This window comes from Streptomyces chengmaiensis, assembly GCF_029846775.1.
GTDB classification, from domain to species: Bacteria; Actinomycetota; Actinomycetes; order Streptomycetales; family Streptomycetaceae; genus Streptomyces; species Streptomyces chengmaiensis.
Genome location: NZ_JARWBG010000004.1, coordinates 57,527 through 84,062, shown reverse-complemented (window position 1 = coordinate 84,062; position 26,536 = coordinate 57,527). Strand labels below are relative to the sequence as shown.

At 67.9% G+C, this 26,536-nt stretch carries 24 protein-coding genes and 1 tRNA gene; 16 read left to right on the top strand and 9 right to left on the bottom strand.

Going from position 1 to position 26,536, the window contains the following annotated elements:
* The first annotated feature begins 284 nt into the window (after positions 1 to 284).
* The 3 genes from QCN29_RS05285 (at position 285) to trxA (ending at position 2,235) form a co-directional block, all read left to right on the top strand.
* Complete coding sequence (locus QCN29_RS05285) at positions 285 to 743, top strand: hypothetical protein (protein ID WP_279926519.1); 459 nt, start codon at positions 285 to 287, stop codon at positions 741 to 743.
* 136 nt (positions 744 to 879) lie between these two features.
* The gene (gene trxB / locus QCN29_RS05280) at positions 880 to 1,854 is read left to right on the top strand and encodes a thioredoxin-disulfide reductase (protein ID WP_279926518.1); all 975 of its coding nucleotides are present in this window, start codon (positions 880 to 882) and stop codon (positions 1,852 to 1,854) included.
* Positions 1,855 to 1,902: 48 nt separating this feature from the next.
* The gene (gene trxA / locus QCN29_RS05275) at positions 1,903 to 2,235 is read left to right on the top strand and encodes a thioredoxin (RefSeq protein WP_240136975.1); all 333 of its coding nucleotides are present in this window, start codon (positions 1,903 to 1,905) and stop codon (positions 2,233 to 2,235) included.
* Positions 2,236 to 2,323: 88 nt separating this feature from the next.
* Here trxA and QCN29_RS05270 read toward each other — a convergent pair whose 3' ends face one another.
* The 9 genes from QCN29_RS05270 to rpmH all read right to left on the bottom strand — a co-directional run bounded on the left by QCN29_RS05270 (position 2,324) and on the right by rpmH (position 9,185).
* A complete protein-coding gene (locus QCN29_RS05270; protein WP_279926516.1) occupies positions 2,324 to 2,941 on the bottom strand; it encodes a GNAT family N-acetyltransferase in 618 nt (205 codons plus the stop codon).
* Positions 2,942 to 3,245: 304 nt separating this feature from the next.
* Positions 3,246 to 4,334 carry a ParB/RepB/Spo0J family partition protein gene (locus QCN29_RS05265; protein ID WP_279926515.1) on the bottom strand — a complete coding sequence of 363 codons (1,089 nt, stop codon included), beginning with the start codon at positions 4,332 to 4,334 and terminating at the stop codon, positions 3,246 to 3,248.
* On the bottom strand, positions 4,331 to 5,410 hold the full coding sequence (locus QCN29_RS05260; RefSeq protein ID WP_279926689.1) for a ParA family protein: 1,080 nt from the start codon (positions 5,408 to 5,410) through the stop codon (positions 4,331 to 4,333). The genes QCN29_RS05265 and QCN29_RS05260 overlap by 4 nt, the downstream gene beginning before the upstream one ends.
* A 306-nt stretch (positions 5,411 to 5,716) precedes the next feature.
* Complete coding sequence (gene rsmG / locus QCN29_RS05255; RefSeq protein WP_279926514.1) at positions 5,717 to 6,433, bottom strand: 16S rRNA (guanine(527)-N(7))-methyltransferase RsmG; 717 nt, start codon at positions 6,431 to 6,433, stop codon at positions 5,717 to 5,719.
* 113 nt (positions 6,434 to 6,546) lie between these two features.
* The gene (locus QCN29_RS05250; RefSeq protein ID WP_279926513.1) at positions 6,547 to 7,059 is read right to left on the bottom strand and encodes a Jag family protein; all 513 of its coding nucleotides are present in this window, start codon (positions 7,057 to 7,059) and stop codon (positions 6,547 to 6,549) included.
* Between the two features lie 17 nt (positions 7,060 to 7,076).
* A complete protein-coding gene (gene yidC, locus QCN29_RS05245) occupies positions 7,077 to 8,324 on the bottom strand; it encodes a membrane protein insertase YidC (RefSeq protein ID WP_279926512.1) in 1,248 nt (415 codons plus the stop codon).
* A 3-nt stretch (positions 8,325 to 8,327) separates the two neighbouring features.
* Complete coding sequence (gene yidD / locus QCN29_RS05240) at positions 8,328 to 8,660, bottom strand: membrane protein insertion efficiency factor YidD (RefSeq protein ID WP_240136981.1); 333 nt, start codon at positions 8,658 to 8,660, stop codon at positions 8,328 to 8,330.
* A complete protein-coding gene (gene rnpA / locus QCN29_RS05235) occupies positions 8,657 to 9,028 on the bottom strand; it encodes a ribonuclease P protein component (protein WP_240136982.1) in 372 nt (123 codons plus the stop codon). Before rnpA ends, yidD begins: the two co-directional genes overlap by 4 nt.
* A 19-nt stretch (positions 9,029 to 9,047) precedes the next feature.
* Positions 9,048 to 9,185 (bottom strand): 50S ribosomal protein L34, encoded by a 138-nt coding sequence (gene rpmH, locus QCN29_RS05230; protein WP_003956500.1) that lies wholly within the window; start codon positions 9,183 to 9,185, stop codon positions 9,048 to 9,050.
* A gap of 385 nt (positions 9,186 to 9,570) precedes the next feature.
* Here rpmH and dnaA point away from each other — a divergent pair, with 385 nt between their 5' ends.
* The 13 genes from dnaA (at position 9,571) to QCN29_RS05165 (ending at position 26,470) form a co-directional block, all read left to right on the top strand.
* On the top strand, positions 9,571 to 11,439 hold the full coding sequence (gene dnaA / locus QCN29_RS05225) for a chromosomal replication initiator protein DnaA (protein ID WP_279926511.1): 1,869 nt from the start codon (positions 9,571 to 9,573) through the stop codon (positions 11,437 to 11,439).
* A gap of 979 nt (positions 11,440 to 12,418) precedes the next feature.
* Positions 12,419 to 13,549 (top strand): DNA polymerase III subunit beta, encoded by a 1,131-nt coding sequence (gene dnaN, locus QCN29_RS05220; RefSeq protein WP_240136984.1) that lies wholly within the window; start codon positions 12,419 to 12,421, stop codon positions 13,547 to 13,549.
* A gap of 102 nt (positions 13,550 to 13,651) precedes the next feature.
* A complete protein-coding gene (gene gnd, locus QCN29_RS05215; protein WP_279926509.1) occupies positions 13,652 to 14,539 on the top strand; it encodes a phosphogluconate dehydrogenase (NAD(+)-dependent, decarboxylating) in 888 nt (295 codons plus the stop codon).
* 56 nt (positions 14,540 to 14,595) lie between these two features.
* The gene (gene recF / locus QCN29_RS05210; protein ID WP_279926508.1) at positions 14,596 to 15,747 is read left to right on the top strand and encodes a DNA replication/repair protein RecF; all 1,152 of its coding nucleotides are present in this window, start codon (positions 14,596 to 14,598) and stop codon (positions 15,745 to 15,747) included.
* Positions 15,744 to 16,337, top strand: a complete 594-nt coding sequence (locus QCN29_RS05205; RefSeq protein ID WP_279926507.1) for a DUF721 domain-containing protein — start codon at positions 15,744 to 15,746, stop codon at positions 16,335 to 16,337. The genes recF and QCN29_RS05205 overlap by 4 nt, the downstream gene beginning before the upstream one ends.
* A 602-nt stretch (positions 16,338 to 16,939) precedes the next feature.
* Positions 16,940 to 19,015 (top strand): DNA topoisomerase (ATP-hydrolyzing) subunit B, encoded by a 2,076-nt coding sequence (gyrB, locus tag QCN29_RS05200; protein ID WP_279926506.1) that lies wholly within the window; start codon positions 16,940 to 16,942, stop codon positions 19,013 to 19,015.
* A 42-nt stretch (positions 19,016 to 19,057) separates the two neighbouring features.
* Positions 19,058 to 21,709 (top strand): DNA gyrase subunit A, encoded by a 2,652-nt coding sequence (gyrA, locus tag QCN29_RS05195; protein WP_279926505.1) that lies wholly within the window; start codon positions 19,058 to 19,060, stop codon positions 21,707 to 21,709.
* Positions 21,710 to 21,712: 3 nt separating this feature from the next.
* Positions 21,713 to 22,393, top strand: coding sequence for a DUF3566 domain-containing protein (locus tag QCN29_RS05190; protein ID WP_398859118.1), 681 nt, complete (start codon positions 21,713 to 21,715; stop codon positions 22,391 to 22,393).
* A gap of 71 nt (positions 22,394 to 22,464) precedes the next feature.
* Positions 22,465 to 22,538 (top strand) — tRNA-Ile (locus QCN29_RS05185).
* Between the two features lie 242 nt (positions 22,539 to 22,780).
* Positions 22,781 to 23,227, top strand: coding sequence for a winged helix-turn-helix domain-containing protein (locus QCN29_RS37025; protein WP_398859117.1), 447 nt, complete (start codon positions 22,781 to 22,783; stop codon positions 23,225 to 23,227).
* Positions 23,228 to 23,480: 253 nt separating this feature from the next.
* Entirely contained in the window at positions 23,481 to 23,726 is a 246-nt protein-coding gene (locus QCN29_RS05175) for a DUF397 domain-containing protein (RefSeq protein ID WP_318036693.1), read from the top strand.
* 46 nt (positions 23,727 to 23,772) lie between these two features.
* Entirely contained in the window at positions 23,773 to 24,123 is a 351-nt protein-coding gene (locus QCN29_RS05170) for a hypothetical protein (protein WP_279926502.1), read from the top strand.
* On the top strand, positions 24,101 to 26,470 hold the full coding sequence (locus QCN29_RS05165) for a caspase, EACC1-associated type (RefSeq protein ID WP_279926501.1): 2,370 nt from the start codon (positions 24,101 to 24,103) through the stop codon (positions 26,468 to 26,470). The genes QCN29_RS05170 and QCN29_RS05165 overlap by 23 nt, the downstream gene beginning before the upstream one ends.
* The last annotated feature ends 66 nt before the right edge of the window (positions 26,471 to 26,536 follow it).

Sequence of the window (26,536 nt, the reverse complement as noted above, 5' to 3'; positions counted from 1 at the left end):
CGCAGCGTATGCCGGCCGATATCACCGAGCGGATCGACGCCGCGCTGGCCGCAGAGGCCCTGCTGGACTCAACAGCTCCGGCGGGCGGCGCGCATGTTTCACGTGAAACGTCGCCGGCGCCGCTACGTGTCGACGTCGTCCCATCCACCCCCTCCTCCCTCCGCTCCCCTGACCGGCCTGCAGGGCGCCCAGGCGCCGCCACAGGGCCTGGGCGTGCCCGTCGCTCCTCTTCACGGCGGCGCACGGTCCTCACGACCGCCGTCATCGGTGCGGCAGCCGTAGGGATGGGCACCCTGCTGTTTCAGACGCTGGGTACGGCCGGGAGCACCAGCAGCTCGTCCGGGAAAGAGGACACGGCCGTCAGCGCGGCAGTGGGGAACGAGCATGAATTCTCCGGCACGGCACTACAGGACCGGGTCCACTCGTTGCTTGCCAGTCGCCCCGCAGAGGCAGAGCCGAAAATCGACAAGGGACCCTCCGTAGAGCGCCAGGAAGGCTCGGTTACGCCCAAGCTCACTCCGGACGCCGTACCACCGTGCATCCAGAAGGGCACCGGACGGGCTGAATCGCCCCTCGCCTTTGAACAGGGCGAGTATGAGGGAACGGCCGCCTATCTCGTGGTGATGCCGCACCCGCGTGATGCACGGCAGGTGCAGGCGTTCGTGGTGGATGCCTCCTGTGTGACTGCCACCCCCGCAGGCACTGGCAAGCTGCTGCACACCACCGCATACGCCCGCGGCTGAGACACGCGGCGAACTCTGCATCATGCCGCTCCGACATCCCGGGAATGTGGGCCCCGTAGGATCCGTTGGGTGGGGTGAGAGTTGATGACCCGCCCCCCGTAGGCAGTAGGCAGTCTGCAGAGACGAGGAAGAACCCGTGAGCGACGTCCGCAAGGTGATCATTATCGGTTCCGGGCCGGCGGGTTACACGGCCGCGCTCTACACCGCGCGCGCATCACTGAAGCCGCTGGTGTTCGAAGGCGCCGTTACCGCCGGTGGTGCGCTGATGAACACGACCGATGTGGAGAACTTCCCCGGTTTCCGCGACGGCATCATGGGCCCCGACCTGATGGACAACATGCGGGCACAGGCCGAGCGCTTTGGCGCCGAGCTCGTTCCGGACGATGTCGTGTCCGTTGACCTCTCCGGTGACATCAAGACGGTCACCGACACCGCCGGTACCGTCCACCGTGCGAAGGCTGTGATCGTCGCCACCGGATCGCAGCACCGCAAGCTCGGTCTGCCCAACGAGGACACACTCTCCGGCCGCGGTGTCTCGTGGTGCGCGACCTGCGATGGGTTCTTCTTCAAGGACCAGGACATCGCAGTGGTCGGCGGCGGTGACACCGCCATGGAGGAGGCCACCTTCCTCTCCCGCTTTGCGAAGTCAGTCACCGTCGTCCACCGCCGCGACACTCTGCGCGCCTCCAAGGCCATGCAGGAAAGGGCCTTCGCCGACCCGAAGATCTCCTTTGCCTGGGACAGCGAGGTCGCCGAGATCCATGGCGACCAGAAGCTCACCGGGCTGACCCTGCGCAACACCAAGACAGGCGAGACCTCGTCCCTGCCCGTCACCGGGCTGTTCATCGCCGTGGGCCACGACCCGCGCACGGAACTGTTCAAGGGCCAGCTCGACCTCGACGACGAGGGCTATCTGAAGGTCGATGCCCCGTCCACCCGCACCAACATCGCCGGTGTATTCGCCGCTGGCGATGTCGTCGACCACACCTACCGTCAGGCGATCACCGCCGCCGGCACGGGCTGCTCCGCCGCCCTCGACGCCGAGCGGTTCCTGGCCGCCCTGGCCGACGGCGAGAAGGTCGCCGAGCCGGAGAAGACCCCCGCGGTCTGAATCCTCCGAACCTCACCCCCTCACACCCCGCAACATAAGGAGGCCGCCGTGGCCGGCGCCGTATCTCATGTGACCGACAGCGACTTCGAGGAGAAGGTCCTCAAGAGCGACAAGCCGGTGCTTGTCGACTTCTGGGCCGAGTGGTGCGGCCCGTGCCGCCAGATCGCGCCTTCCCTCGAGGCCATCGCGGCGGAACATGGCGACAAGATCGAGATCGTGAAGCTCAACATCGATCAGAACCCGGGTACCGCTGCCAAGTACGGCGTGATGTCCATCCCGACGCTGAACGTCTACAAGGGTGGCGAGGTCGTCCAGACCATCGTCGGCGCCAAGCCGAAGGCCGCCCTGGAGCGTGACCTCGCGGACTTCATCGCCGAGTAGGCGACTGCAGCGGCAACGCTGACTGTTTCACGTGAAACATGAAGGGGCTCATCCCTGTCCGGGATGAGCCCCTTCATATGTATGGAACTCAGAGCGGTCGCAGTGCCGGCTCCTTCTGAACGGCCCCCAGCAACCGGTCCAGTGCCAGCTCCACATCTTCTTTCCAGGACAGAGTGGTACGCAGTTCCAGTCGCAGCCGGGGGTAGGAGGGATGGGGCCGCACTGTCTTGAACCCGACCGCCAACAGATGCTCGGCGGGCAGCACACACGTCGGCTCCTTCCAGCGAGCATCGGCAAAAGCCTCTATCGCCCGGAAACCGCGGCGGAGCAGATCCTTGGCGACCGTCTGCACGATCACCCGGCCAAGCCCCTGCCCCTGATAGCCCGGCATGATCCAGGCGGTCATCAACTGCACCGCATCCTGGGATACGGGACTGGTCGGGAACGCCATCGAGCGCGGGACATACGCCGGAGGGGCGTAGAGCACATAGCCCACCGGAACCTCGTCGACATAGACGACACGGCCGCAGGAGCCCCACTCGAGCAGCACGGCCGAGATCCATGCCTCCTTCTCAAGATCGGGAGTTCCGGCCCTTACCGCAGCCTCCCCGCTGACCGGATCAAGCTCCCAGAAGACACATGTGCGGCACCGCTTGGGAAGGTCCGCCAGGTTGTCCAGTGTGAGCGGTACGAGTCGACGCCCCATAGGGGTTGCTCCTCACTTCCCTCGCCTGCCGCGTCGCGAGCGACTGCCAGCGCCTGCTTCTCCCTGAGGAGACTGCTGATGAACCCTCCGACTGCGCCCAGTCCCAAGCCCGCTGTCACCCACTGGCTGCGGCTCACCGATCGCATTGGCCCCTTGCCCTCTCTCTGAGGCGGATCAAGGCGGATGCGCTATACCAGAACGCATCGTATCCACCCAGCCCCGACACGGGTACCGGCAAGAGCAAAGGGCGGGCTGTGTCCGGCAGATGCCATACACAGCCCGCCCTTTGAGACAGGACGACGTCCTAGTAATCCTCGCCCTCGGCCGGCTCCTCGCTCAGCCCCTGCTGCAGAACCCGCCCCTCACCGGGGGCGAGGGTGGTGAGGATCCGCTCCAGATCGTCCATCGAAGCAAACTCGACGACGATCTTTCCCTTCTTCTGGCCGAGGTCGACCTTCACCCTGGTCTCAAACCGGTCGGAGAGCCGGGAGGCCAGGTCGGTGAGCGCCGGCGAGAGCCGGGTCCCCGCACGGGGGCTCTTCGGCTTGGCCGGACTCTTGGGACTTGAGTTGATCAGCGTCACGATCTCTTCGACCGCACGCACCGAGAGTCCCTCGGCAACGATCCGGTGCGCCAGGCGGTCCTGCTCCTCGGAATCATCCACCGAGAGAAGGGCCCGGGCGTGCCCTGCGGACAGCACTCCGGCAGCGACCCTGCGCTGCACTGGCGGCGAAAGACGCAGCAACCGCAGCGTATTGGAGACCTGAGGGCGCGAGCGGCCGATCCTGTCCGCAAGCTGGTCATGCGTGCAGTTGAAATCCTTCAGCAGCTGGTCATAGGCGGCGGCCTCTTCCAGTGGGTTCAGCTGAGCCCGGTGCAAGTTCTCCAGCAGAGCATCCAGAAGGAGCTTTTCGTCATCCGTCGCACGGATGATCGCCGGAATCTGCTCCAGACCGGCTTCGCGGCAGGCCCGCCAGCGGCGCTCACCCATGATGAGTTCATACCGCTCGGGTCCCAACCGCCGCACGACGATGGGCTGGAGAAGGCCCACTTCCTTGATGGATGTGACCAGCTCCGCCAGAGCGTCCTCATCGAAGACCTCACGCGGCTGACGAGGGTTGGGAGTGATGGAGTCGAGAGGCAGCTCAGCGAAGTGTGCCCCGGCCGGCTCCGCCGAAAGCTCCGTGGGCTCCGGCGTGGAGACGGCCTCGGGAGCCTCGGCCGCGGCGGGCAGAGTCGCCACCTTGGCTGCCGCCACACCACGCTCGGTGGTCAGCGTCGGGATGGCCCCCGAGGAGGCAGACGCCCCAGACGTCGACACCTGCTTCTCCTGAGGAGCAGCGGGGATCAGCGCACCGAGCCCACGCCCCAGTCCTCTACGTCGCTCGCTCACTGGATCCCTTCCGACACACTGTGCTGGCTGTTCCTGCCGCCCGCATGGGCATGCTGCGGGTCATAGTGCACCCCGACACCCCGCAGGGCGATCTCACGGGCAGCTTCAAGATACGACAGCGACCCGCTGGACCCGGGATCATAGGTCAGCACAGTCTGCCCATAGCTGGGCGCCTCGGAGATCCGCACCGACCGCGGGATGCTGGTCCGCAGCACCTCGTCTCCGAAGTGGCCGCGTACCTCTTCCGCCACCTGGGAAGCCAGACGCGTTCTGCCGTCGTACATGGTGAGCAGAATCGTCGACACATGCAGAGACGGATTGAGATGTCCCCGCACCAGGTCCACATTGCGCAGCAACTGCCCCAGCCCCTCCAGCGCGTAGTACTCACACTGAATCGGGATCAGCACCTCGGCGCCGGCCACCAGCGCATTGACCGTGAGCAGCCCGAGGGACGGGGGGCAGTCGATGAGGATGTAATCCAGCGGCTGCTCATACGCCTGGATCGCCCGCTGAAGCCTGCTCTCCCGCGCCACCAGGGACACCAGCTCGATCTCCGCACCGGCGAGATCGATGGTGGCGGGGGCACAGAAGAGGCCTTCGACGTCCGGGACCGGCTGGACCACATCGGAGAGGGGCTTGCTCTCCACGACGACGTCATAGATTGAGGGGACCTCGGCATGGTGATCGATCCCCAGCGCTGTGGAGGCATTGCCCTGCGGGTCCAGGTCGATCACCAGGACACGCGCGCCATGCAAGGCCAGCGAGGCAGCGAGGTTGACCGTGGTTGTGGTCTTGCCCACGCCACCCTTCTGGTTGGCAACGACCATGATGCGTGTCTGCTCAGGCCGCGGCAGACCCTCGCCGGCACGCCCCAGCGCCTCCACCGCCAGCTGGGCAGCACGGCCGATGGGGGTGTCATCCAGTGGAGGAAGGGGTGTTTCACGTGAAACATCCTCCCCGGCGGACTCGGTACGGGGACCAGGGACCGGATCGGTCATCGGTCCCGCGATATTGGCGTCGGACCGCAAGGATTCACTCTCCTCGGCTTCAGGCTCGCGATGAACAGAGCCTGCCATGCTTTCGGGGTCGTGAACCAGCGAGGCCGGTCGTTCTGTGGACGAATCCACCTCTGTGGACAACTCTGTAGCCCTCAAGAGGGACCTACGGTCACGCGCCGGCGCGGCGGCGCGACCGCGGCTGATGATTCCTTGCAGCAGCGAGCGACGTTTCACGTGAAACACGATGCATACGCCGCCCGGTCAGACCTGGTCGACACTCCGAAATGGATACGTATGGCAGCTTGTACGGAGCATTGTTCATGCTCAGTACAACTCAGACAGAGGGTCAGGCTACAGCGCACCCAGCCCAGCGCCGTGTGCGCATCAGCGCCGACGGCGGGAGCGGCTCACTCGGTTGGCCTTGGCGCGTTTGGCGGCGAAGCGGATGCCACCGGGACTCTCACCCACCTCCACCCGGACGACAGTGGAGAGCGGATCCACAATCCCCTCACCCACCTGGATCACCGAGGTGTCGACCACTCCGAGCTTGCTGAGCGCGGCCCGCGCCCCCTGAAGCTCTTCCTCAGCAGTGTCGCCCTTGAGCGCCAGCATCTCGCCGTAGGGACGGAGCAGCGGAACGCCCCAGCCGGCCAGCCTGTCCAGCGGTGCCACGGCGCGGGCGGTGACCACATGGACCTGCGGCAGCTTGCCCAGCATCTCTTCGGCCCGGCCCCGGACCACCGTCACATGATCCAGACCCAACAGTTCCACGACTTCCTGAAGGAACGTCGTACGCCGCAGCAGTGGCTCCAGCAAGGTGATCTTGAGATCCGGGCGTACCAGCGCCAGCGGAATGCCCGGGAGCCCGGCCCCCGAGCCGACATCGCAGACCGTGACACCTTCCGGCACCACTTCCGAGAGCACGGCGCAGTTCAGCAGATGCCGCTCCCACAGGCGCGGCACCTCACGCGGACCGATGAGTCCGCGCTTGACGCCTGCGTCTGCCAGCAGCTCCGCGTACCGCACGGCCTCCGGGAAGAACTCACCGAAAACCGTCCTCGCCGCTTCAGGCGCCTGGGGAAGCTCTGCTGCCTCCGTCACGGGGACCGTCCTTCCGTACTGCACCGCCGCATCGTGGACCATGGCGGCTGACTATCAGGCTGACAAAGACCGGCCCCGCCTGCGAACAGACGGGGCCGGGACAACAGTGGAGGTCAGGCAGGGAGCACAACGACGAAGCGCTGCGGCTCCTCACCCTCGGACTCGCTGCGCAGACCCGCGGCTGCGACCGCGTCGTGCACGACCTTGCGCTCGAAGGGCGTCATCGGGTCGAGGTGGACCGGCTTGCCGGTGCTCTTCACCTCTTCAGCGGCCTTCGCACCCAGCTTGGCCAGCTCCTCGCGCTTCTTGGCGCGGAAGCCCGCGATATCCAGCATCAGCCGGCTGCGGTCCCCGGTCTCCCGGTGCACGGCCAGTCGCGTCAGCTCCTGCAGAGCCTCCAGGACCTCGCCGTCTCGGCCGACCAGCTTCTGCAGGTCGCGGCTGCCCCCATCACTGATGATCGAGACCGAGGCGCGGTCGGCCTCGACGTCCATGTCGATATCACCGTCGAGATCGGCGATATCGAGCAGGCCCTCGAGGTAGTCGGCCGCGATCTCCCCCTCCTGCTCAAGGCGGGTCAGGGTGTCGCCACCCTCGGCGGCGGCGGAGATGGTGCCTTCCGTCACGGATGGACTCCTTCTAGTTACTTCTTGGACGAGGGGTGCTTGGGCCGCTGCGGGCCCTTCCGCTGTCCGGACTTGGCCTGCCCCGATTTGGCCTGGCCGGACTTCGGCTCACCCGACTTCTGCTGACCGGCCCTTGCACGCTCGGAACCCGAGCTTGGAGTGCTCTTCGTCGTGCTCGGCTGGGTACCTGTGGACTGCCGCTGGGACTTGCTCTGGCGCTTGGGCTGCTGCCGCTTGTGAGCGGAGCCGGTGCCCTCGGCCTCGAGCAGCGCAGTCTCGCTCTTGGCTACGGTTCCGTCCGCCTGGGCGGCGAAGCCCGCCTTGGCCAGTCCGGTGATGAATCGGCGCTCGTTGTCGTTGCGGTCCGGTCCCTTGGCGACGATCGCCTGGATGACGCTGCGCTTGCGCCGCGAGCGGACCTGCCCGTGGGAGGTGATGCTCTTGATCAGACGCTGGAGGTAGTGATCCTGGGCCTTGCTGCCCGGGGTCGGGTTCTGGTTGATCACGTACATCTGCTGGCCCATGGTCCACACGTTGGTGGTCAGCCAGTAGATGAGAACACCGACGGGGAAGTTGATGCCCAGCACGGCGAAGATCACCGGGAAGATGTACATCAGCATCTTCTGCTGCTGCATAAACGGCGTCTTGACCGTGAGGTCGACGTTCTTCTGCATCAGCTGGCGCTGCGTGTAGAACTGCGACGCCGACATCAGAATGATCATCACCGCGGTGACGATGCGCACATCGGTCAGGGAGGCGTTGAGAGCCTCGACCTTCTCGGGGCTGTCGGTGAACTTGGCAGCGATCGGAGCGCCGAAGATGTGAGCCTGCCGGGCGCTGTCCACCAGGCTCTGGTTGAGAACGCCGATCTCGTCGCCAGAGGCGATCTTGCTGAGCACATGGTAGAGCGCGAAGAAGAACGGCGACTGCGCCAGGATGGGAAGGCACGAGGAGAGGGGGTTGGTGCCCGTCTCCTTGTACAGCTTCATCATCTCTTCGGACTGACGCTGTTTGTCGTTCTTGTAGCGCTCCTGGATCGCCTTCATCTTCGGCTGGAGCGCCTGCATGTTCCGGGTCGCCTTGATCTGCTTCACAAAGAGCGGGATCAGACAGATCCGGATGACGACCACCAGCGACACGATGGACAGCCCCCAGGCCCAGCCCGTGTCAGGGCCGAAGATCGCCCCGTACAGCGCATGGAACTGGACGATGATCCAGGAGACGGGCGTGGTGATAAAGCTGAAGAGGCTGGCAATCGTGTCCACTAATCAGGCTCCTTGAGCATGGGGCGAGGTCTCTGCGGCCGGGCTGGTCTCAGGGTTCTGCCCGCCCTTGCTGCCATTGCCGCGCAGGGCGTCGCGCAGCATTTCGTGCCATCGCGGACGCTTGCGCTCCGGCACATAGTCCACTCCGCCGGGCGACCACGGGTTGCACCGCAGAATGCGCCAGGCGGTCAGGGCCGTGCCTTTGACCGCACCGTGCCGGTCGATGGCCGTGTATCCGTAGTGCGAACACGACGGGTAGTACCGGCAGACGGGGCCCAGCAGCGGGCTGATCGTCCACTGGTACAGCTTGATCAGAGCCAGCAGCGGATACTTCATCGCGCGCCCCCTCCCAGCAGCCGCTTCAGCGCGGCGTCCAGGTCTCGGGCCAGCTGTGCTGAGTCGGCGTCGCCCGCACCGGGCAGCGCCCGTACCACAACCAGGCTACCGGGGGGAAGCTCGACCAGTCGGTCGCGTACCAGGTGCCGCAGTCTGCGCTTGACCTGGCTCCGCACCACCGCCCCGCCGACGGCCTTGCTCACGACGAAACCCGCACGCGTCGGGGGAGCGCTCTCCCCAGGCGCGTGCGGGTCCGTGGCACCGCTGCGTAGATGGACGACGAGAAGCGGGCGTCCGGCCCGGCGTCCCCGGCGTACCGCGGTCGCGAAGTCTTCGCGCCGCCTCAGCCGATTCTCGGAAGGCAGCACGTCACGACCTGTACGCGAATCAGGCGGACAGGCGGGCGCGACCCTTGCTGCGGCGGGACGCGAGGATCGCACGGCCGGCACGGGTACGCATACGCAGCCGGAAACCGTGGGTCTTCGCGCGACGACGGTTGTTCGGCTGGAAGGTGCGCTTGCTCACTCGGGGGCTCCAGAAATGAATCGTTGGTGGCGGGACTATCGCCTGGCTGTCACCGTGCGCCCACGAGTAGCTCGCGATTACGCCCGAGTGCACCGCTTTCACAACCACAGAAAGTGATCTCCGTGATGAGATCTCCGTGATCCTTGCCCATCGGAGGCAGGCGGCAGCAGCCATCGACAACTCGACCTGGTTACGGTACGCGCGGCTACGCCATTCGGTCAAACCAGCCCCATGCCCCGGCCCACTGTGCACAGCCTGTGGACAACAACTTGAACCGCGTGGGTCGCCCTGACTACCGTGGCTGAACTCCGATTCCTTTCCTGCCTGTCTTCCCATCCCGTCCCGAGAACCACACATTCGTGGGACCTGCGAGAGAGCGTGCCTTGTGGCTGACGTACCTGCCGATCTTGCCGCAGTGTGGCCACGCGTGCTGGAGCAGCTCCTCGCCGAGGGCCAGCAGGGCATCGAACCCAAGGACAAGCAGTGGATCGAGCGCTGCCAGCCACTCGCACTGGTGGCCGACACGGCGCTGCTGGCCGTCCCCAACGAGTGGGGCAAGCGGGTACTGGAGGGCAGGCTCGCCCCGCTGATCAGCGAGACGCTCAGCCGGGAGTGCGGCCGCCCGATCAGGATCGCGATCACCGTCGACGACTCCGTGGGCGGCGGGAGCACGGCCGCGCAGCCGCCCGCTGCTCAGCCGCAGCGCGAGGCGCCCCGCTACACGGGTCCGCAGCATGACGACCCGCGCCAGGACGAACTGCGCCACGACGAGCTGCGGCGCGACGAAACCCGGCGAGCGGAGCGCGGCGACCCGTACGAGACCTACGGCCAGCAGCCCGGCGACGACGGGCTGCCGTCGGCCCGCCCCGCCTACCCCGAGTACCACCAGCAGCGCCCGGAACCCGGCGCCTGGCCGCGTACTCAGGACGAGCTGTCCTGGCAGCAGCCGCGCCTCGGCTACCAGGAGCGCGACCAGTCCGCCGACCAGTGGCGTGAGCCCTACGGCGGGTCCCGTCCGCACCAGTCCCCGCACGACTACCGGGGCCCGCAGCCGCCGGAGGGCCGGCCGTACGAGCCGCAGCGCGGCGACCGCCCCGATCTCCCCCAGCGTCCCGACCTGCCCGAGCGGCCGGGTCCGCACCGCGGGCCCGGGGGCGTGCCCACCGGTGCGCCCGGGCCGCTGGGCGCCCAGCCCGCACCGGCGCCGGGCCCCGGCGAGCCGCACGCCCGGCTGAATCCGAAGTACCTCTTCGACACCTTTGTGATCGGCGCGTCCAACCGGTTCGCACACGCCGCGGCCGTCGCGGTCGCCGAGGCCCCGGCGAAGGCGTACAACCCCCTGTTCATCTACGGGGAGTCGGGGCTGGGCAAAACGCATCTGCTGCACGCCATCGGGCACTATGCGCGCAGCCTCTACCCGGGCACCCGGGTGCGGTATGTGAGCTCCGAGGAGTTCACCAACGAGTTCATCAACTCCATCCGCGACGGCAAGGGCGACACCTTCCGCAAGCGCTACCGCGATGTGGACATCCTGCTCGTCGACGACATCCAGTTCCTGGCGAGCAAGGAGTCGACGCAGGAGGAGTTCTTCCACACCTTCAACACGCTGCACAACGCCAACAAGCAGATCGTGCTCTCCTCCGACCGGCCCCCCAAGCAGCTGATGACGCTGGAGGACCGGCTGAGGAACCGTTTCGAGTGGGGTCTGACCACCGACGTGCAGCCGCCGGAGCTGGAGACGCGCATCGCGATCCTCCGGAAGAAGGCGGTGCAGGAGCAGCTCAACGCCCCGCCGGAGGTGCTGGAGTTCATCGCCTCCCGGATCTCGCGCAACATCCGCGAGTTGGAGGGCGCGTTGATCCGTGTGACGGCGTTCGCCTCGCTCAACCGGCAGCCTGTGGACCTGGGGCTCACCGAGATCGTCCTGAAGGATCTGATCCCCGGCGGCGAGGACGCCGCCCCTGAGATCACCGCAGGCGCGATCATGGCGGCGACGGCCGACTACTTCGGCCTCACCGTGGAGGACCTGTGCGGCTCGTCGCGCAGCCGGGTGCTGGTCACCGCCCGGCAGATCGCCATGTATCTCTGCCGTGAGCTGACGGATCTCTCCCTGCCCAAGATCGGCGCGCAGTTCGGCGGCCGCGACCATACGACCGTGATGCACGCGGACCGGAAGATCCGCGCGCTGATGGCGGAGCGGCGCTCCATCTACAACCAGGTCACCGAGCTGACCAACCGCATCAAGAACGGCTGACGCAGGCCCGCCCTGCAGCGGCTGACGCGAGGCCCTGCACGGCTGCTGCACGGCTCAGCTCTCCGCGGCTCCGAAGAAACGCTTCCACGGGCGCTCCGGGACGACTCCCCGGAGCGCCCTGTGCCGTTTCGGAGGCCGTCCCGGAGACCGCTTCGGAAGCCGTTCCGGAAGCCGTTTCGGCATGCGTACCCCGCCCGGCTCCCGATGCCCGCTGTTCGAATACCTGCCGGTCATAGCCCGTTCTCCACAGATTCGGGGAGAATCTTCCGTCCACAGCCTGGGGACCTGTGAGTTATCCAGACTGTGTCCACAGCCAGGCTCCCCAGGAGATCATCTTTCCAGGTCAGATGGCTGTGGAATTGTGGCTGACCAAACTCCACAGCCTGTGGACGCATGCTCCGTCCACAGGCTGTGATCACCGTTGTCCACCGGCAGCCCACAGGCTGAGCCGCGTTGCCCACAGCTTCTCCACACCCCTGTCCACTGTTCGGCAAGGAAACGCCCAGTCTCACTGATGCGAGTGAAAGCCGTCACACCAAGGCGCTGGGTTGGGCTGTGGGGAACCTGGGTAAAGCTGGGGACGGCGCTGGGGAGAACTCCCCATGGGCTGTGCATCGCCTGTGCAGAACTTTCGCGCGTCCACAGAGGGCCCCGGTTGTCCACCGGCTCCACCCACAGGCCCGGTGGATAAAAAAGCCGCTCTGACCTGGGTATACGACGTTATCCACGGTTTCCACAGGCCCTACTACCACTCCCACCTAGAGTTAGCGGGGAATCCGTTTCGAAGCGGGGCCTGTGCACAACTCGAGGCCGCGGCGGCATGAGGCCGCTCTGCTCGACTTGACCCCGACCGGCATCGGCTGTCGGTGCTGTGCGTCAGACTGGGACCCGGCAACAGGCCAGTGCGACGACGATCTGGACCTGACGACCTGACGAAGACCAGTAGGGCGAGAGCCAGCAACAGCAGGAGGCGGTTCCGGTGAAGATCCGGGTGGAGCGCGATGTACTCGCGGAGGCGGTGGCCTGGGTGGCCCGCAGCCTCCCGGCCCGTCCGCCGGCGCCCGTTCTCGCGGGCCTTCTTCTGAAGGCGGAGGACGGCGCCCTCAGCTTCTCGAGCTTCGACTACGAGGTCTCGGCCCGGGTGTCGGTGGAGGCCGAGGTGGAGGCGGACGGCACGGTCCTCGTCTCCGGCCGGCTCCTCGCCGACATCTGCCGTGCCCTCCCCAACCGCCCTGTGGAGATCTCCACGGACGGGGTGCGGGTCACCGTGGTCTGCGGCTCCTCCCGGTTCACGCTCCACACCCTCCCTGTGGAGGAGTACCCGGCGCTGCCTCAGATGCCCACCGCGACCGGCACCGTCCCCGGAGAGGTCTTCGCCTCCGCCGTCTCCCAGGTCGCCATCGCCGCCGGCCGTGACGACACCCTGCCCGTGCTGACCGGCGTCCGCATCGAGATCGAGGGCGACACCGTCACGCTGGCCTCCACCGACCGCTACCGCTTCGCGGTCCGCGAGTTCCTGTGGAAGCCGGAGAACCCGGACACCTCCGCCGTCGCGCTCGTGCCTGCGAAGACCCTGCTGGACACGGCCAAGGCGCTGACCAACGGCGACACCGTGACGCTGGCGCTGGCCGGCTCCGGCGCCGGTGAGGGCCTCATCGGCTTCGAGGGCGCCGGCCGGCGCACGACCACCCGGCTGCTCGAAGGCGATCTGCCGAAGTACCGGACGCTCTTTCCGACGGAGTTCAACTCGGTCGCGGTGATCGAGACCGCGCCGTTCGTGGAGGCCGTCAAGCGCGTGGCGCTGGTCGCCGAGCGGAACACGCCGGTCCGGCTGAGCTTCGAGCAGGGCGTGCTGATCCTGGAGGCCGGCTCCAGCGACGACGCACAGGCTGTGGAGCGTGTCGACGCCCAGCTGGAGGGCGACGACATCTCGATCGCCTTCAACCCGACCTTCCTGCTCGACGGACTGAGCGCCATCGACTCCCCGGTCGCCCAGCTCTCGTTCACCACGTCCACCAAGCCCGCGCTGCTCAGCGGCAAGCCGGCCGTGGACGCGGAGGCGGACGAGGCCTACAAGTACCTGATCATGCCGGTCCGTCTGAGCGGCTGACCGCCCGGCGGACGAGCGGCAGACCGGAACAGGTGTGCCCCCGCGTCCGGGCGTAGGCTCGGACGCGGGTACGAAACTGCACACAAGCAAAAGGAATCTCTGATGGAGCTCGGTCTCGTCGGCCTCGGCAAAATGGGCGGCAATATGCGTGAGCGCATCCGCCGCGCAGGCCACACCGTCGTCGGATACGACCGCAACCCGGACCTCGCGGATGTCCACAGCCTCAAGGAGCTTGTGGAATCTCTGGAGGGTCCGCGGGTCGTGTGGGTGATGGTCCCGGCCGGCGCCCCGACGCAGTCCACGGTCGACGAGCTCGCCGAGCTGCTGGAACCCGGCGATGTGGTGGTCGACGGCGGGAACTCCCGCTGGACGGACGACGAGAAGCACGCCGAGGAGCTCGCCGCCAAGGGCATCGGCTTTGTCGACTGCGGTGTCTCCGGCGGAGTCTGGGGCCTGGAGAACGGCTATGCGCTGATGTACGGCGGCACCGCGGAGAACGTCGCCAAGGTGCAGCCCGTCTTCGACGCCCTCAAGCCCGAGGGCGACTTCGGCTCCGTCCACGCGGGCAAGGTCGGCGCCGGCCACTTCGCGAAGATGGTCCACAACGGCATCGAGTACGCCATGATGCAGGCGTACGCCGAGGGCTGGGAGCTGCTGGAGAAGGTCGACTCCGTCACCGACGTGCGCGAGGTCTTCCGCTCCTGGCAGCAGGGCACGGTCATCCGCTCCTGGCTGCTCGACCTGGCGGTCAACGCGCTCCACGACGACGAGCACCTGGACGAGCTGCGCGGTTATGCACAGGACTCCGGCGAGGGCCGTTGGACCGTGGAAGCCGCGATAGACCATGCGGTGCCGCTGCCCGCGATCACGGCGTCGCTGTTCGCACGGTTCTCGTCCCGGCAGGACGACTCCCCGCAGATGAAGATGATCGCGGCTCTGCGCAACCAGTTCGGCGGCCACGCGGTCGAGAACGCGCAGAGCACGAAGTGACACATGGGCACACAGTGCCGCAGCAACTCTGAGCCGGGGGAGGTCGGCGTACATCCATGCATGTGACGCATCTGTCGCTGGCCGACTTCCGCTCCTACGCCCGGGTCGAGGTCCCGCTCGACCCGGGCGTCACCGCGTTCGTGGGGGCGAACGGGCAGGGCAAGACGAATCTGGTCGAAGCGGTCGGCTATCTTGCGACCCTGTCCAGCCACCGGGTCGCCTCGGACGCTCCGCTGGTGCGGATGGGGGCCGAGCGAGCGGTCATCCGGGCGGCGGTCACGCAGGGCGAGCGCTCCCAGCTGATCGAGCTGGAACTCAACCCGGGGAAGGCGAACCGGGCCAGAATCAACAGGTCGTCGCAGGTCAGACCGCGTGACGTCCTCGGGATCATACGGACGGTGCTGTTCGCGCCGGAGGACCTCGCGCTGGTCAAGGGCGATCCGGGAGAGCGGCGGCGGTTCCTGGACGAGCTGATCACGGCGCGCTCGCCGCGGATGGCAGGGGTGCGGTCGGACTACGAACGGGTGCTCAAGCAGCGCAATACGCTCCTGAAGTCCGCGGCCATGGCGCGGCGGCACGGCGGCCGGGCGGGGGCGCCTCCCGCGACGAGGTCTGCGGGGGCGGACCTGTCCACCCTGGACGTATGGGACCAGCATCTGGCGCGGGCGGGCGCGGAACTGCTGGCGCAGCGCATGGACCTGATCGCGGTCCTGCAGCCGCTGGCGGACAAGGCATACGAGCAGCTCGCGCCGGGCGGCGGTCCGGTGGCCCTGGAGTACCGGTGCTCCGCGCCGGGAGGTGCGCAGGACCGGCAGGGGCTGTACGGGCAGCTCCTCGACGCCCTGGCGGAGGTCCGCAAACAGGAGATCGAGCGCGGTGTGACGCTGGTCGGCCCGCACCGGGACGATCTGCTGCTCAAGCTGGGGCAGCTGCCGGCCAAGGGGTACGCCAGCCACGGGGAGTGCTGGTCGTACGCCCTGTCGCTGCGCCTGGCGTCGTACGACCTGCTGCGCGCGGAGGGCAATGAGCCGGTGCTCGTGCTCGACGACGTCTTCGCGGAGCTGGACGCGCGGCGGCGTGAACGGCTGGCGGAGTCGGTCGCGCCGGGCGAGCAGGTCCTGGTGACGGCGGCGGTCGACGACGATGTGCCGGGGGTGCTGGCGGGGGCGCGGTACACGGTCGAGAACGGTTCGGTGGTACGGGTATGAGCGGGACCGGTCCAGCCGGTGATGCCCCCGGGGTGTCGGGTGCGGCGGGGGCACCCGGCGCCGGTGGAGCATCAGCGGTCCCCGAGCCGTCGGGTGTCGATCTGGCGCGGGTCGCCCTGCGGGCGGCCAAGGAGCAGGCGAGGGCACGGGGCGCCGCCGCACAGCAGAAGAAGCAGGCGCGGCGCGGCGGCGGACTGCGCTCCGGGGCCCGGGCGGACGGGCGCGATCCGCTGCCGCTGGGTGCGGCGATCAACCGGCTCATCACCGAGCGGGGCTGGGAGACGCCGGCCGCCGTGGGCGGGGTGATGGGCCGCTGGCCGCAGATCGTGGGCGAGGACCTGGCGAAGCACTGTGTGCCCCTGAAGTACGACGACGATCCGGCGGAGCGCGTGCTGACGGTGCAGTGCGACTCGACGGCGTGGGCGACGCAGCTGCGGCTGCTCGCGCCGAGGCTGGTCGCCCGGTTGAACGAGGATCTCGGGCAGGGGACGGTCCGGTTGATCAAGGTCTTGGGTCCGGGCGGTCCCCGGTGGTCGCCCGGACCCCTGCGGGCGCCGGGCAGCCGCGGCCCCGGCGACACCTACGGCTGACGTCCCTACGGGGGCGTACGGTCGCCCGCCTGCCCGCCGGTGCGTTGCCTGCGGGCGTGCTTCGCCGCCGCATGCCCTGCGGGGCGGAGTTCCTCGCACCCGCTCCCGGGTGCGGCCCCTCTCCAGTGCGTCGCCCGCTCCCGGGTGCGGCCCCTCCGGGCGTGCCGCTTTCCGTCGTGGTGCGGGCCCGCACTTCGGCCGCGGGTTGCCCCCCCCGGTGCGGGAGGCGGCTTCCCGGCTCCGCGCCGACCGTTGCGTGCCGTTCCATGCTGTTGCGTACCGGCGGTTACCAGGAGCTCGACACCCCCGGGAGGTATCCGGCCGTCCGGAGGTCCCGGAACGTAGCCGGACCCTGACAGGGCGAGGCGCTCAACGCCCGTGTGAGCCTCTCGGAGCCCCACCCCGGATATGGGGATTCGGACGCTTGGTGTTCAGGGCGGCACATGCGGACTCAGCTACCGGCAAACCCCCATTCATGTCGGCGCTACCGGTAGACTGGTCCACAATCCCGCGCTGTCGCGGGACACGTCGACACAACGGCGTGCCTACGTCGAACCAACACTGAACGACGCAGCCGCTCCCGCTTGCCCGGAGAACGGCCTGTGCTGTGCCAGAAAGGGCGCTTCGTGGCCGATTCCGGCAACCTCAACGAGAACATCCCGACCACCGCTGCCAGCGCGAACGCCGAGGCCTCCGAGGCCGCCGTCACCGCGTACGACGCCAGCGCGATCACCGTCCTCGAGGGTCTGGACGCGGTCCGCAAGCGCCCCGGCATGTACATCGGCTCGACCGGTGAGCGCGGTTTGCACCACCTGGTGCAGGAGGTCGTCGACAACTCCGTCGACGAGGCGATGGCCGGCCACGCCGACACCATTGACGTGACGATCCTCCCGGACGGCGGCGTCCGCGTGGTCGACAACGGCCGGGGCATCCCGGTCGGCATCGTCCCGTCGGAGAACAAGCCGGCCGTCGAGGTCGTCCTCACCGTGCTGCACGCGGGCGGCAAGTTCGGCGGCGGCGGCTACTCGGTCTCCGGCGGTCTGCACGGCGTCGGCGTGTCCGTCGTCAACGCGCTCTCCTCCAGGGTCGCGGTCGAAGTCAAGACGGACGGCTACCGCTGGACGCAGGACTACAAGCTCGGCGTGCCCACCGCCCCCCTGATGCGCAACGAGGAGACCGAGGAGACCGGCACCACCGTCACCTTCTGGGCCGACGGCGACATCTTCGAGACGACCGACTACTCGTTCGAGACGCTCTCGCGCCGCTTCCAGGAGATGGCCTTCCTCAACAAGGGCCTGACCCTGACGCTGACCGACGAGCGCGAGTCGGCGAAGGCCACGGCCGGCGCGGACACCGCCGAGGAGGCGGAGGCCGAGCAGGCGCGCAAGGTGAAGTACTACTACGAGGGCGGCATCGTCGACTTCGTGAAGTACCTCAACTCCCGCAAGGGGGAGCTGGTTCACCCCACCGTGATCGACGTCGAGGCCGAGGACAGGGAGCGGATGCTCTCGGTCGAGATCGCGATGCAGTGGAACTCGCAGTACACGGAGGGCGTGTACTCGTTCGCCAACACGATCCACACGCATGAGGGCGGCACCCACGAAGAGGGCTTCAGGGCGGCGCTGACAGGTCTGGTCAACCGATACGCCCGCGACAGGAAGCTGCTGCGCGAGAAGGACGACAACCTCTCCGGCGAGGACATCCGCGAGGGCCTGACCGCGATCATCTCGGTCAAGCTGGGCGAGCCGCAGTTCGAGGGCCAGACCAAGACCAAGCTGGGCAACACGGAGGCGAAGACCTTCGTCCAGAAGGTGGTGCACGAGCACCTCACCGACTGGTTCGACCGCAATCCCAACGAGGCCGCGGACATCGTCCGCAAGGCGATCCAGGCGCAGACCGCGCGGGTCGCGGCCCGCAAGGCACGCGATCTGACCCGCCGCAAGGGCCTGCTGGAGAGCGCCTCCCTGCCGGGCAAGCTCTCCGACTGCCAGTCGAACGACCCGACCAACTGCGAGATCTTCATCGTCGAGGGTGACTCCGCCGGCGGCTCGGCGAAGTCCGGACGCAACCCGATGTACCAGGCGATCCTGCCGATCCGCGGCAAGATCCTGAACGTCGAGAAGGCGCGGATCGACAAGATCCTGCAGAACACCGAGGTCCAGGCGCTGATTTCGGCCTTCGGCACCGGAGTCCATGAGGACTTCGACATCGACAAGCTCCGCTATCACAAGATCATTCTGATGGCGGACGCCGACGTCGACGGCCAGCACATCAACACCCTGCTGCTCACCTTCCTGTTCCGCTTCATGCGGCCGCTGGTCGAGGCGGGCCATGTCTTCCTGTCCCGCCCGCCGCTCTACAAGATCAAGTGGGGTCGGGACGAGGTCGAGTACGCGTACTCGGACCGTGAGCGCGACGCCCTGATCGAGCTGGGCAAGCAGAACGGAAAGCGGATCAAGGACGACTCGGTCCAGCGCTTCAAGGGTCTGGGCGAGATGAACGCCGAGGAACTGCGCGTCACCACCATGGACATCGAGCACCGGGTGCTCGGCCAGGTGACGCTGGACGACGCGGCCCAGGCCGACGACCTGTTCTCGGTGCTGATGGGCGAGGACGTAGAGGCGCGCCGCTCGTTCATCCAGCGCAACGCCAAGGACGTCCGCTTCCTCGACATCTGAGTCGGTCTGTCGCTGACCGCACGAAAGGACTGAAGACCAGCAATGGCCGACGAGAACACCCCTGTCACGACCGACGCCGCCGGGGCCGCCGAAGCCGAGGAGCAGCAGCTGCGGATCGAGCCCGTCGGGCTTGAGACCGAGATGCAGCGCTCGTATCTCGACTACGCGATGTCCGTGATCGTCTCGCGTGCGCTGCCCGACGTGCGGGACGGCCTCAAGCCCGTCCACCGGCGTGTGCTGTACGCGATGTACGACGGCGGTTACCGCCCCGAGAAGGGCTTCTACAAGTGCGCCCGCGTCGTCGGCGACGTCATGGGCAACTACCACCCGCACGGCGACACCTCGATTTATGACGCGCTGGTGCGTCTCGCCCAGCCGTGGTCGATGCGCATGCCGCTGGTGGACTCCAACGGCAACTTCGGCTCCCCGGGCAATGACCCGGCCGCCGCCATGCGCTACACCGAGTGCAAGATGGCGCCGCTGTCCATGGAGATGCTCCGGGACATCGACGAGGACACCGTCGACTTCCAGGACAACTACGACGGCCGCAGCCAGGAGCCCACGGTTCTGCCGTCCCGCTTCCCGAACCTGCTGGTCAACGGCAGCGCCGGCATCGCGGTCGGCATGGCGACCAATATTCCGCCGCACAATCTGCGCGAGGTCGCGGCAGGGTGCCAGTGGGCGCTGGAGCACCCGGAGGCCTCGCACGACGAGCTGCTGGACGCCCTCATCGAGCGCATCAAGGGCCCGGACTTCCCGACCGGCGCGCTGGTCGTGGGCCGCAAGGGCATCGAGGAGGCGTACCGCACCGGCCGCGGCTCGATCACCATGCGCGCCGTCGTCGAGGTCGAGGAGATCCAGAACCGCCAGTGCCTGGTGGTCACAGAGCTGCCCTACCAGGTCAATCCAGACAACCTCGCGCAGAAGATCGCCGACCTGGTGAAGGACGGCAAGATCGGCGGCATCGCCGATGTGCGCGACGAGACCTCGTCGCGCACCGGCCAGCGCCTCGTCATCGTGCTCAAGCGGGACGCGGTCGCCAAGGTCGTCCTCAACAACCTCTACAAGCACACCGATCTGCAGACCAACTTCGGCGCCAACATGCTGGCGCTGGTCGACGGAGTGCCGCGCACCCTTTCGCTGGACGCGTTTATCCGCCACTGGGTGACGCACCAGATCGAGGTCATCGTCCGCCGTACGCGCTTCCGGCTGCGCAAGGCGGAGGAGCGGGCGCACATCCTGCGCGGTCTGCTCAAGGCGCTGGACGCCATCGACGAGGTCATCGCGCTGATCCGGCGCAGCGAGACCGTCGAGATCGCGCGCGAGGGCCTGATGGGCCTGCTGACGATCGACGAGATCCAGGCGAACGCGATCCTGGAGATGCAGCTGCGCAGGCTGGCCGCCCTGGAGCGGCAGAAGATCGTCGCGGAGCACGACGAGCTTCAGGCGAAGATCAGCGAGTACAACACGATCCTCGCCTCCCCCGAGAAGCAGCGGCAGATCGTCAGCGAGGAGCTGGCCGTCCTCGTCGAGAAGTACGGCGACGACCGACGCTCCAAGCTGGTGCCCTTCGAGGGCGACATGTCCATCGAAGACCTGATCGCCGAAGAGGACATCGTCGTCACGATCACGCGCGGCGGCTATGTGAAGCGGACGAAGACGGACGACTACCGCTCGCAGAAGCGCGGCGGCAAGGGCGTACGGGGCACGAAGCTCAAGGAAGACGACATCGTCGACCACTTCTTCGTCTCGACCACCCACCACTGGCTGCTGTTCTTCACCAACAAGGGCCGGGTCTACCGGGCCAAGGCCTATGAGCTGCCGGACGCGGGCAGGGACTCGCGGGGCCAGCATGTGGCCAATCTGCTGGCCTTCCAGCCGGACGAGCAGATCGCGGAGATCCTCGCGATCCGCGACTACGAGGCGGTGCCGTATCTGGTGCTCGCCACCAAGGCGGGTCTGGTGAAGAAGACCCCGCTGAAGGACTACGACTCTCCCCGGTCGGGCGGCGTCATCGCGATCAACCTTCGCGAGATGGACAACGACGCCGATGGCGCAGCCGATGAGCTGATCGGCGCCGAGCTGGTGTCCGCAGAGGACGATCTGCTGCTCATCAGCAAGAAGGCGCAGTCGATCCGGTTCACGGCGACGGACGAGGCGCTGCGGCCGATGGGGCGGGCGACGTCCGGTGTGAAGGGGATGAGTTTCCGGGAGGGAGACGAACTCCTCTCGATGAATGTCGTCCGGCCCGGTACGTTCGTCTTCACCGCTACCGACGGCGGGTACGCGAAGCGGACCGCCGTCGACGAGTACCGCGTCCAGGGCCGCGGCGGCCTCGGAATCAAGGCCGCCAAGATCGTGGAGGACCGTGGTTCGCTCGTGGGCGCGCTGGTGGTCGAGGAGGCGGACGAGATCCTCGCCATCACGCTCGGCGGCGGTGTGATTCGCACGCGAGTCAACGAAATCAGGGAGACGGGCCGTGACACCATGGGCGTCCAACTGATCAACCTGGGCAAGCGGGACGCCGTCGTCGGCATCGCGCGCAATGCCGAGGCCGGCCGTGAGGCCGAAGAGGTCGACGAGGCCGCCGGGGTCGAAGAGGCCACAGAGGCCATGGAGGCCGCCGATATGGCGGTGACTGACGCAGTCGCAGCCGAGGGCGCGCAGCCCTCGGCAGGGGAGCACGAGGAGTAGAGCGTGAGTGGAGCCACGGGCGCCGGTGCGGACGCTTCCGGAGCGAACGGTGCCCGTGGCCCAGCCGCGGACTCCCAGGGGGTTGCCGTGACGGACACCCGGGGGGCCCAGCCCCCGTATGAGACATACGGCGCAGAGCGCGAGGCCGGGGGCGGCCGGACCCAGCCGGGCCCAGCCCAGGGCCCGGCCGCGGCGCAGCAGGACCAGCCCTACCACCCGCCCCAGGCCTATGCCTCCCCCGCCGCCTCCCACGGCGGCGGAGGGACGGCAGCGGCGGTGCGCGTGCCCCGCACGGGGGCGCGCACCACCCCGCGTACGCGCAAGGCCCGGCTGCGGGTGGCCAAGGCCGACCCGTGGTCGGTGATGAAGGTCAGCTTCCTGCTCTCCATCGCGCTGGGCATCTGCACGGTCATCGCGGCCGCGGTGCTGTGGATGGTCATGGACGCGATGGGCGTCTTCTCCACCGTGGGCGGCACGATCAGCGAGGCCACGGGCTCCAACGAGAGCAACGGCTTCGACCTCCAGGCCTTCCTCTCGCTGCCGCGCGTCCTGATCTTCACCTCGGTCATCGCGGTGATCGACGTGGTGCTCGCCACCGCGCTGGCGACGCTGGGGGCCTTCATCTACAACCTGTCCGCGGGTTTCGTGGGCGGTGTCGAGCTCACCCTGGCCGAGGACGAGTAAGGGGTCCCGGCATCGATTTTGGGACTGGCCACGACGTGCGCTAATCTTCAGGGGTCAGCGCGCAGCGCGGCGGGGCTATAGCTCAGTTGGTTAGAGCGCATCCCTGATAAGGATGAGGCCACAGGTTCAAATCCTGTTAGCCCCACAGATGAAGTAGCAGCAAAGAGGGCGTTTCCCCAGGTGGGAAGCGCCCTCTCTGCGTGCCGGGCTCCGGCGGACCTGTCGGTCTGCGTCGGTACGGCCTGGCCTTCGCCGGAACCCCCCGACTTGATCGTCTCCCAGTCTTCTCCCAGCCACCTGCGGGGTGGGCGGGCGCGCGTCTGACGATCGCCAGGGCCAGGGCGAGCGCGGCCGGCAGTGCTCGGCGAGGCTGCCGGTGCAGCCGCCATGGCGAGGCGGTGGTGGGCGAAGTGGCGGGCCGGCGGGCGGGACGCGCTGGTGATGTGTCCTCGCGGCAAGCCGGTCGGGGTGCACCAGGTGCTCGGAGAGGCTGAGCAGGCCGCCGTGCGGCAGGCGATCCTCGATCACGGGCCATGTGACGTGGGGCTTTCTGGGCAGTTGTGGACGTGGCGGCTGGTGGGCGACCTCGTCGCGAAGCTGTGCCGGGTGCGGCTGACCGGACCGGGGGTGGGCAAGTACCTCAAGCGATGGGGACTGTCCTTCCAGCGCCCGGACAAGCGGGCCGTCGAGCAGGATTCCGAGGCTGTGGCGGGCTGGCATCAGGAGACCTGGCCGAAGATCCGCGCGAAGGCGAAGAAGGACGGTGGAGAGATCTTCTTCGCCGACCAGGTCGGGATCCGATCCGACCAGGTCACCGGCCGCCCATCCCGGTGACGTCGAGCTGCACTTCCTGCCGCCGCACTCACCCGAGCTCAACCCCGATGAGCTGGTCAACGCGGAGACCTCAAAGACAGCCTGCCAGGCACCACCGAGCCCGAGACCAGGCCGAACTCGCCGCCGAAACCCGACGTTTCTTCCGTAGACGCCAGCGTCAGCCACACATCGTCCGCAGCTACTTCGGCGGCTCACACGTCCGCTACGTCCTCGACGAGAACCCCATGAGTTTCTGATCAATATCAGCTCGAGTATGGGATGCTGCAAACGCAGGCCCTGTCCCAGGGGACAGCGCCTGCCTGCTGGACGATCTTCTGGGAGAGTCATGAAGCACTGGTGCAAGTCGAGATACAGCGGCGACGAAAGCGGTGCCTGCGTCGGGGTCGCCACCCGTCCCTCTGACGTCCACATCCGCGACTCCAAGAACCCGGACGGCCCGATGCTCACCGTTTATACCGCCTCTTGGGCGGCCTTCGTCACGCTCAGCCCCGGGAGGTAACGGGTCTGTGGGCGGGATAGCTTCAGAGGCCGCAGAGTCCTTCGTAGTGCGGGTCGTTCCCGGGGTGGACGAGGACGCAGCCGAACTAGACGCTTTGGCCCGGCAGTTGCGTGCAGAGTTGCTTGAGCTGGACGTGGACGGCGTCGAACGGCTGACGGCTGAGGACCTGCCGGCGCTGGCCAAGGGCGTGGGCACCACGATGGGCGCTTTGGTCGTCCGGCTCGGTATCACACAGGGCTTGCGGGCCGTCGTCAACGCCGTCAAGCGGTGGGCCGCGCGCAGCGAGAAGTCCGTGGAGATCACCTTCGGTGAGGACTCGCTGAAGGTAACGGGCATCAGCTCGGAGCAGCAAGAGCGACTGATAGAGATCTGGCTTGAGCGGCAGAACATCTCTTAACGGCACTCTTCCTGAGCTGCCGCCTGGGCCACGGTCCGCCTTCGTCGTCACCGTCTCCGCATACACGGATGCCGGTCTCGCCCGCCTTCGGGCACCTGCCCAGGACGCGGCTGCGCTCAAGGAGGTCCTGGGCTCCTCGGATATCGGCGGCTTCGACGTGCACGGGCTCACGGACCCGACGGCGCAGGAGATCCGTAGCGGTGTGGACGACTTCCTCGCCGGGCGGGGCACTGACGAGCTGTTGGTGGTGTACTTCTCCTGCCATGGCCTGCTCGACGCGCGCGGGCGCCTGTATTTCGCGGGCGTGGACACCCGCAAGGACCGCCTCGCTTCCTCCGGCGTCGAGGCTGGGTGGCTCCTGGAACGGCTCGACGAGTGCCGGGCCCGGTGCCAAGTAGTCATCCTGGACTGCTGCTTCAGCGGCGCCTTCGCGCAGGGGGCCAAGGCAGGTGCACGGGACGTGGACCTCGGGCACCGGCTGGTGGGGCAGCACGGCCGCGGGCGGGCCGTACTCACGGCCTCGCGCTCGCGTGAGTACTCCTTCGAGGGCGAGAGCCTGGCTGGGACGGCTGCCCCGACCGGCTCGGTCTTCACTACGGGTCTGGTCGACGGGCTGCGGACGGGCGCCGCCGACGGCGACAGCGATGGGTACATCTCGGTTGAGGACGCCTTCGACTACGCGGCGGCCTATGTGGCGGAGCGCGGTGCCGAACAGACGCCGCAGCGTTGGGTGTATGGCGCGGAGGGCCGGATCTGGCTCGCGCGGACGGCGGTTCGTGCCGCTGTCGTCGACGACGACCTCCCGGAGGCCCTGCGGGTGGCCTTGGACAGCCCGCTGCCCGATGTCCGAATCGGCGGTGTCAGGGTGCTCGGCACGTGGCTGTCGGATGAGGACAGGGACGAGGCTCGTTCCCTGCTCGCCCGGCAGCACCTGGAGCGCATCGCCGCGACCGACAACCCAGCGGTCGCGCAGGCGGCACGCGCACTGCTCGTGCCGCCGGACGCCGCCCCTGTGTCCCCGACCCCGCCAGAGGCCGCGCGCTCCACCGCGATCCCCTCGCCTCTGCGGAGGACCGCACAACCACGTGTAGTACGGCCAGCGCCGCGACGGGGCGCGCGCCCGCCTGTGGTGCAGCAGCCCCCGCAAGGAACCGCTCGGCCACGTGTGACGCCCCCGCCCCCGGCCCCGCCCGCACAACCACGTGAGGCACCCCCGTCCACGCCTGTGCCCATGGCAGCGGCCCGTGTCCGTACCGGGCCGCTGCACACCCTGCCGGTCTGGGACGCCTCCGGCACCTCTGCGGAGGAGCAGAGGCTAACCGCCGTGGCCATTCACCCCACGGCCCCGGACCCCTTGGTCGCCATCGTGGCCAATGGCGGGCCTCCGCAGCTCTGGAGTGCCAGGGAGTGCCGCCTGCTGCGTACGCTGCACGGCCATGACGGCGAGGTCCGCGCCCTCGCCTTCAGCCCTGACGGGGACTTTCTCGCCACCTCCGGCTTCGACGACACTGTTCGCCTCTGGAACACACAGCACTGGAGTGAGCTGCGCACCCTGGCGGACGCCGAGGCATGGTTCCCCGGACCGCTCATAGTCGATCCCCGTAGCCAACTGCTCGCGGCTGTCAGCGGTAACGGGTCGGTCCACGTCTGGGAGACGGCGACGGGGCAGCTAGTGCACAGAATCGGTAAGGACGACCACGGACGTAATCCGCTCGTCGAGGCACTCGCCTTCAGCCCTGACGGGTCTGCCCTGGCCATCGGGACCGACGCGGGGGTGGTGCGGGTGGTGAGCATGGGCTCGGGCAAGCAAGTGGCGCGGGCGAAGTGCCACGGGGGTGAGGTGACCGACCTTGCGTTCAGTCCCGACGGCCGACTGCTGGTCAGCGCTGGCAGCGTGGACGGCTCCATCGTCCTCTGGAACACCGGGAAGTGGCGCAAGCCACGGGAACGCCAGGTCGGCAGCGGGTGCGTGGATCGCGTTACGTTCAGCCCGAACGGACGGCTCCTCGCCATCAGTTCAGGACTTGACATACGCCTGCTGAACCCGGACACCGGCAAGCGGCTGGCCACGCTGGGCCAGAACCTCGGCGACGCCACCGAGGTCTTTGCCTTCAGTCACTCCCACCAGCTCCTAGCCGCCGCCAGCACCAATGGCGAGGTGGGCATCTGGGATCCATGGACCGCGCAGCGCCTCCATCTCCTGACGGGCGGCCACCGCATCAAGCCCAGCGCCCTCGGCTTCACCCCGGGCGACGAGCATCTCGTCACTGCGGGCCACGACGGCGTACACGTCTGGTCCCTCAGGGCGGGCCGCGACAAGGTGTACGTCTGGGAGCTGCTGCGGTAGCGCCGCGAAATCCGTCAAGACCAAGGACTCCGTCCGCGCCGAGACCTGCCACCGCACCGGGTGCTT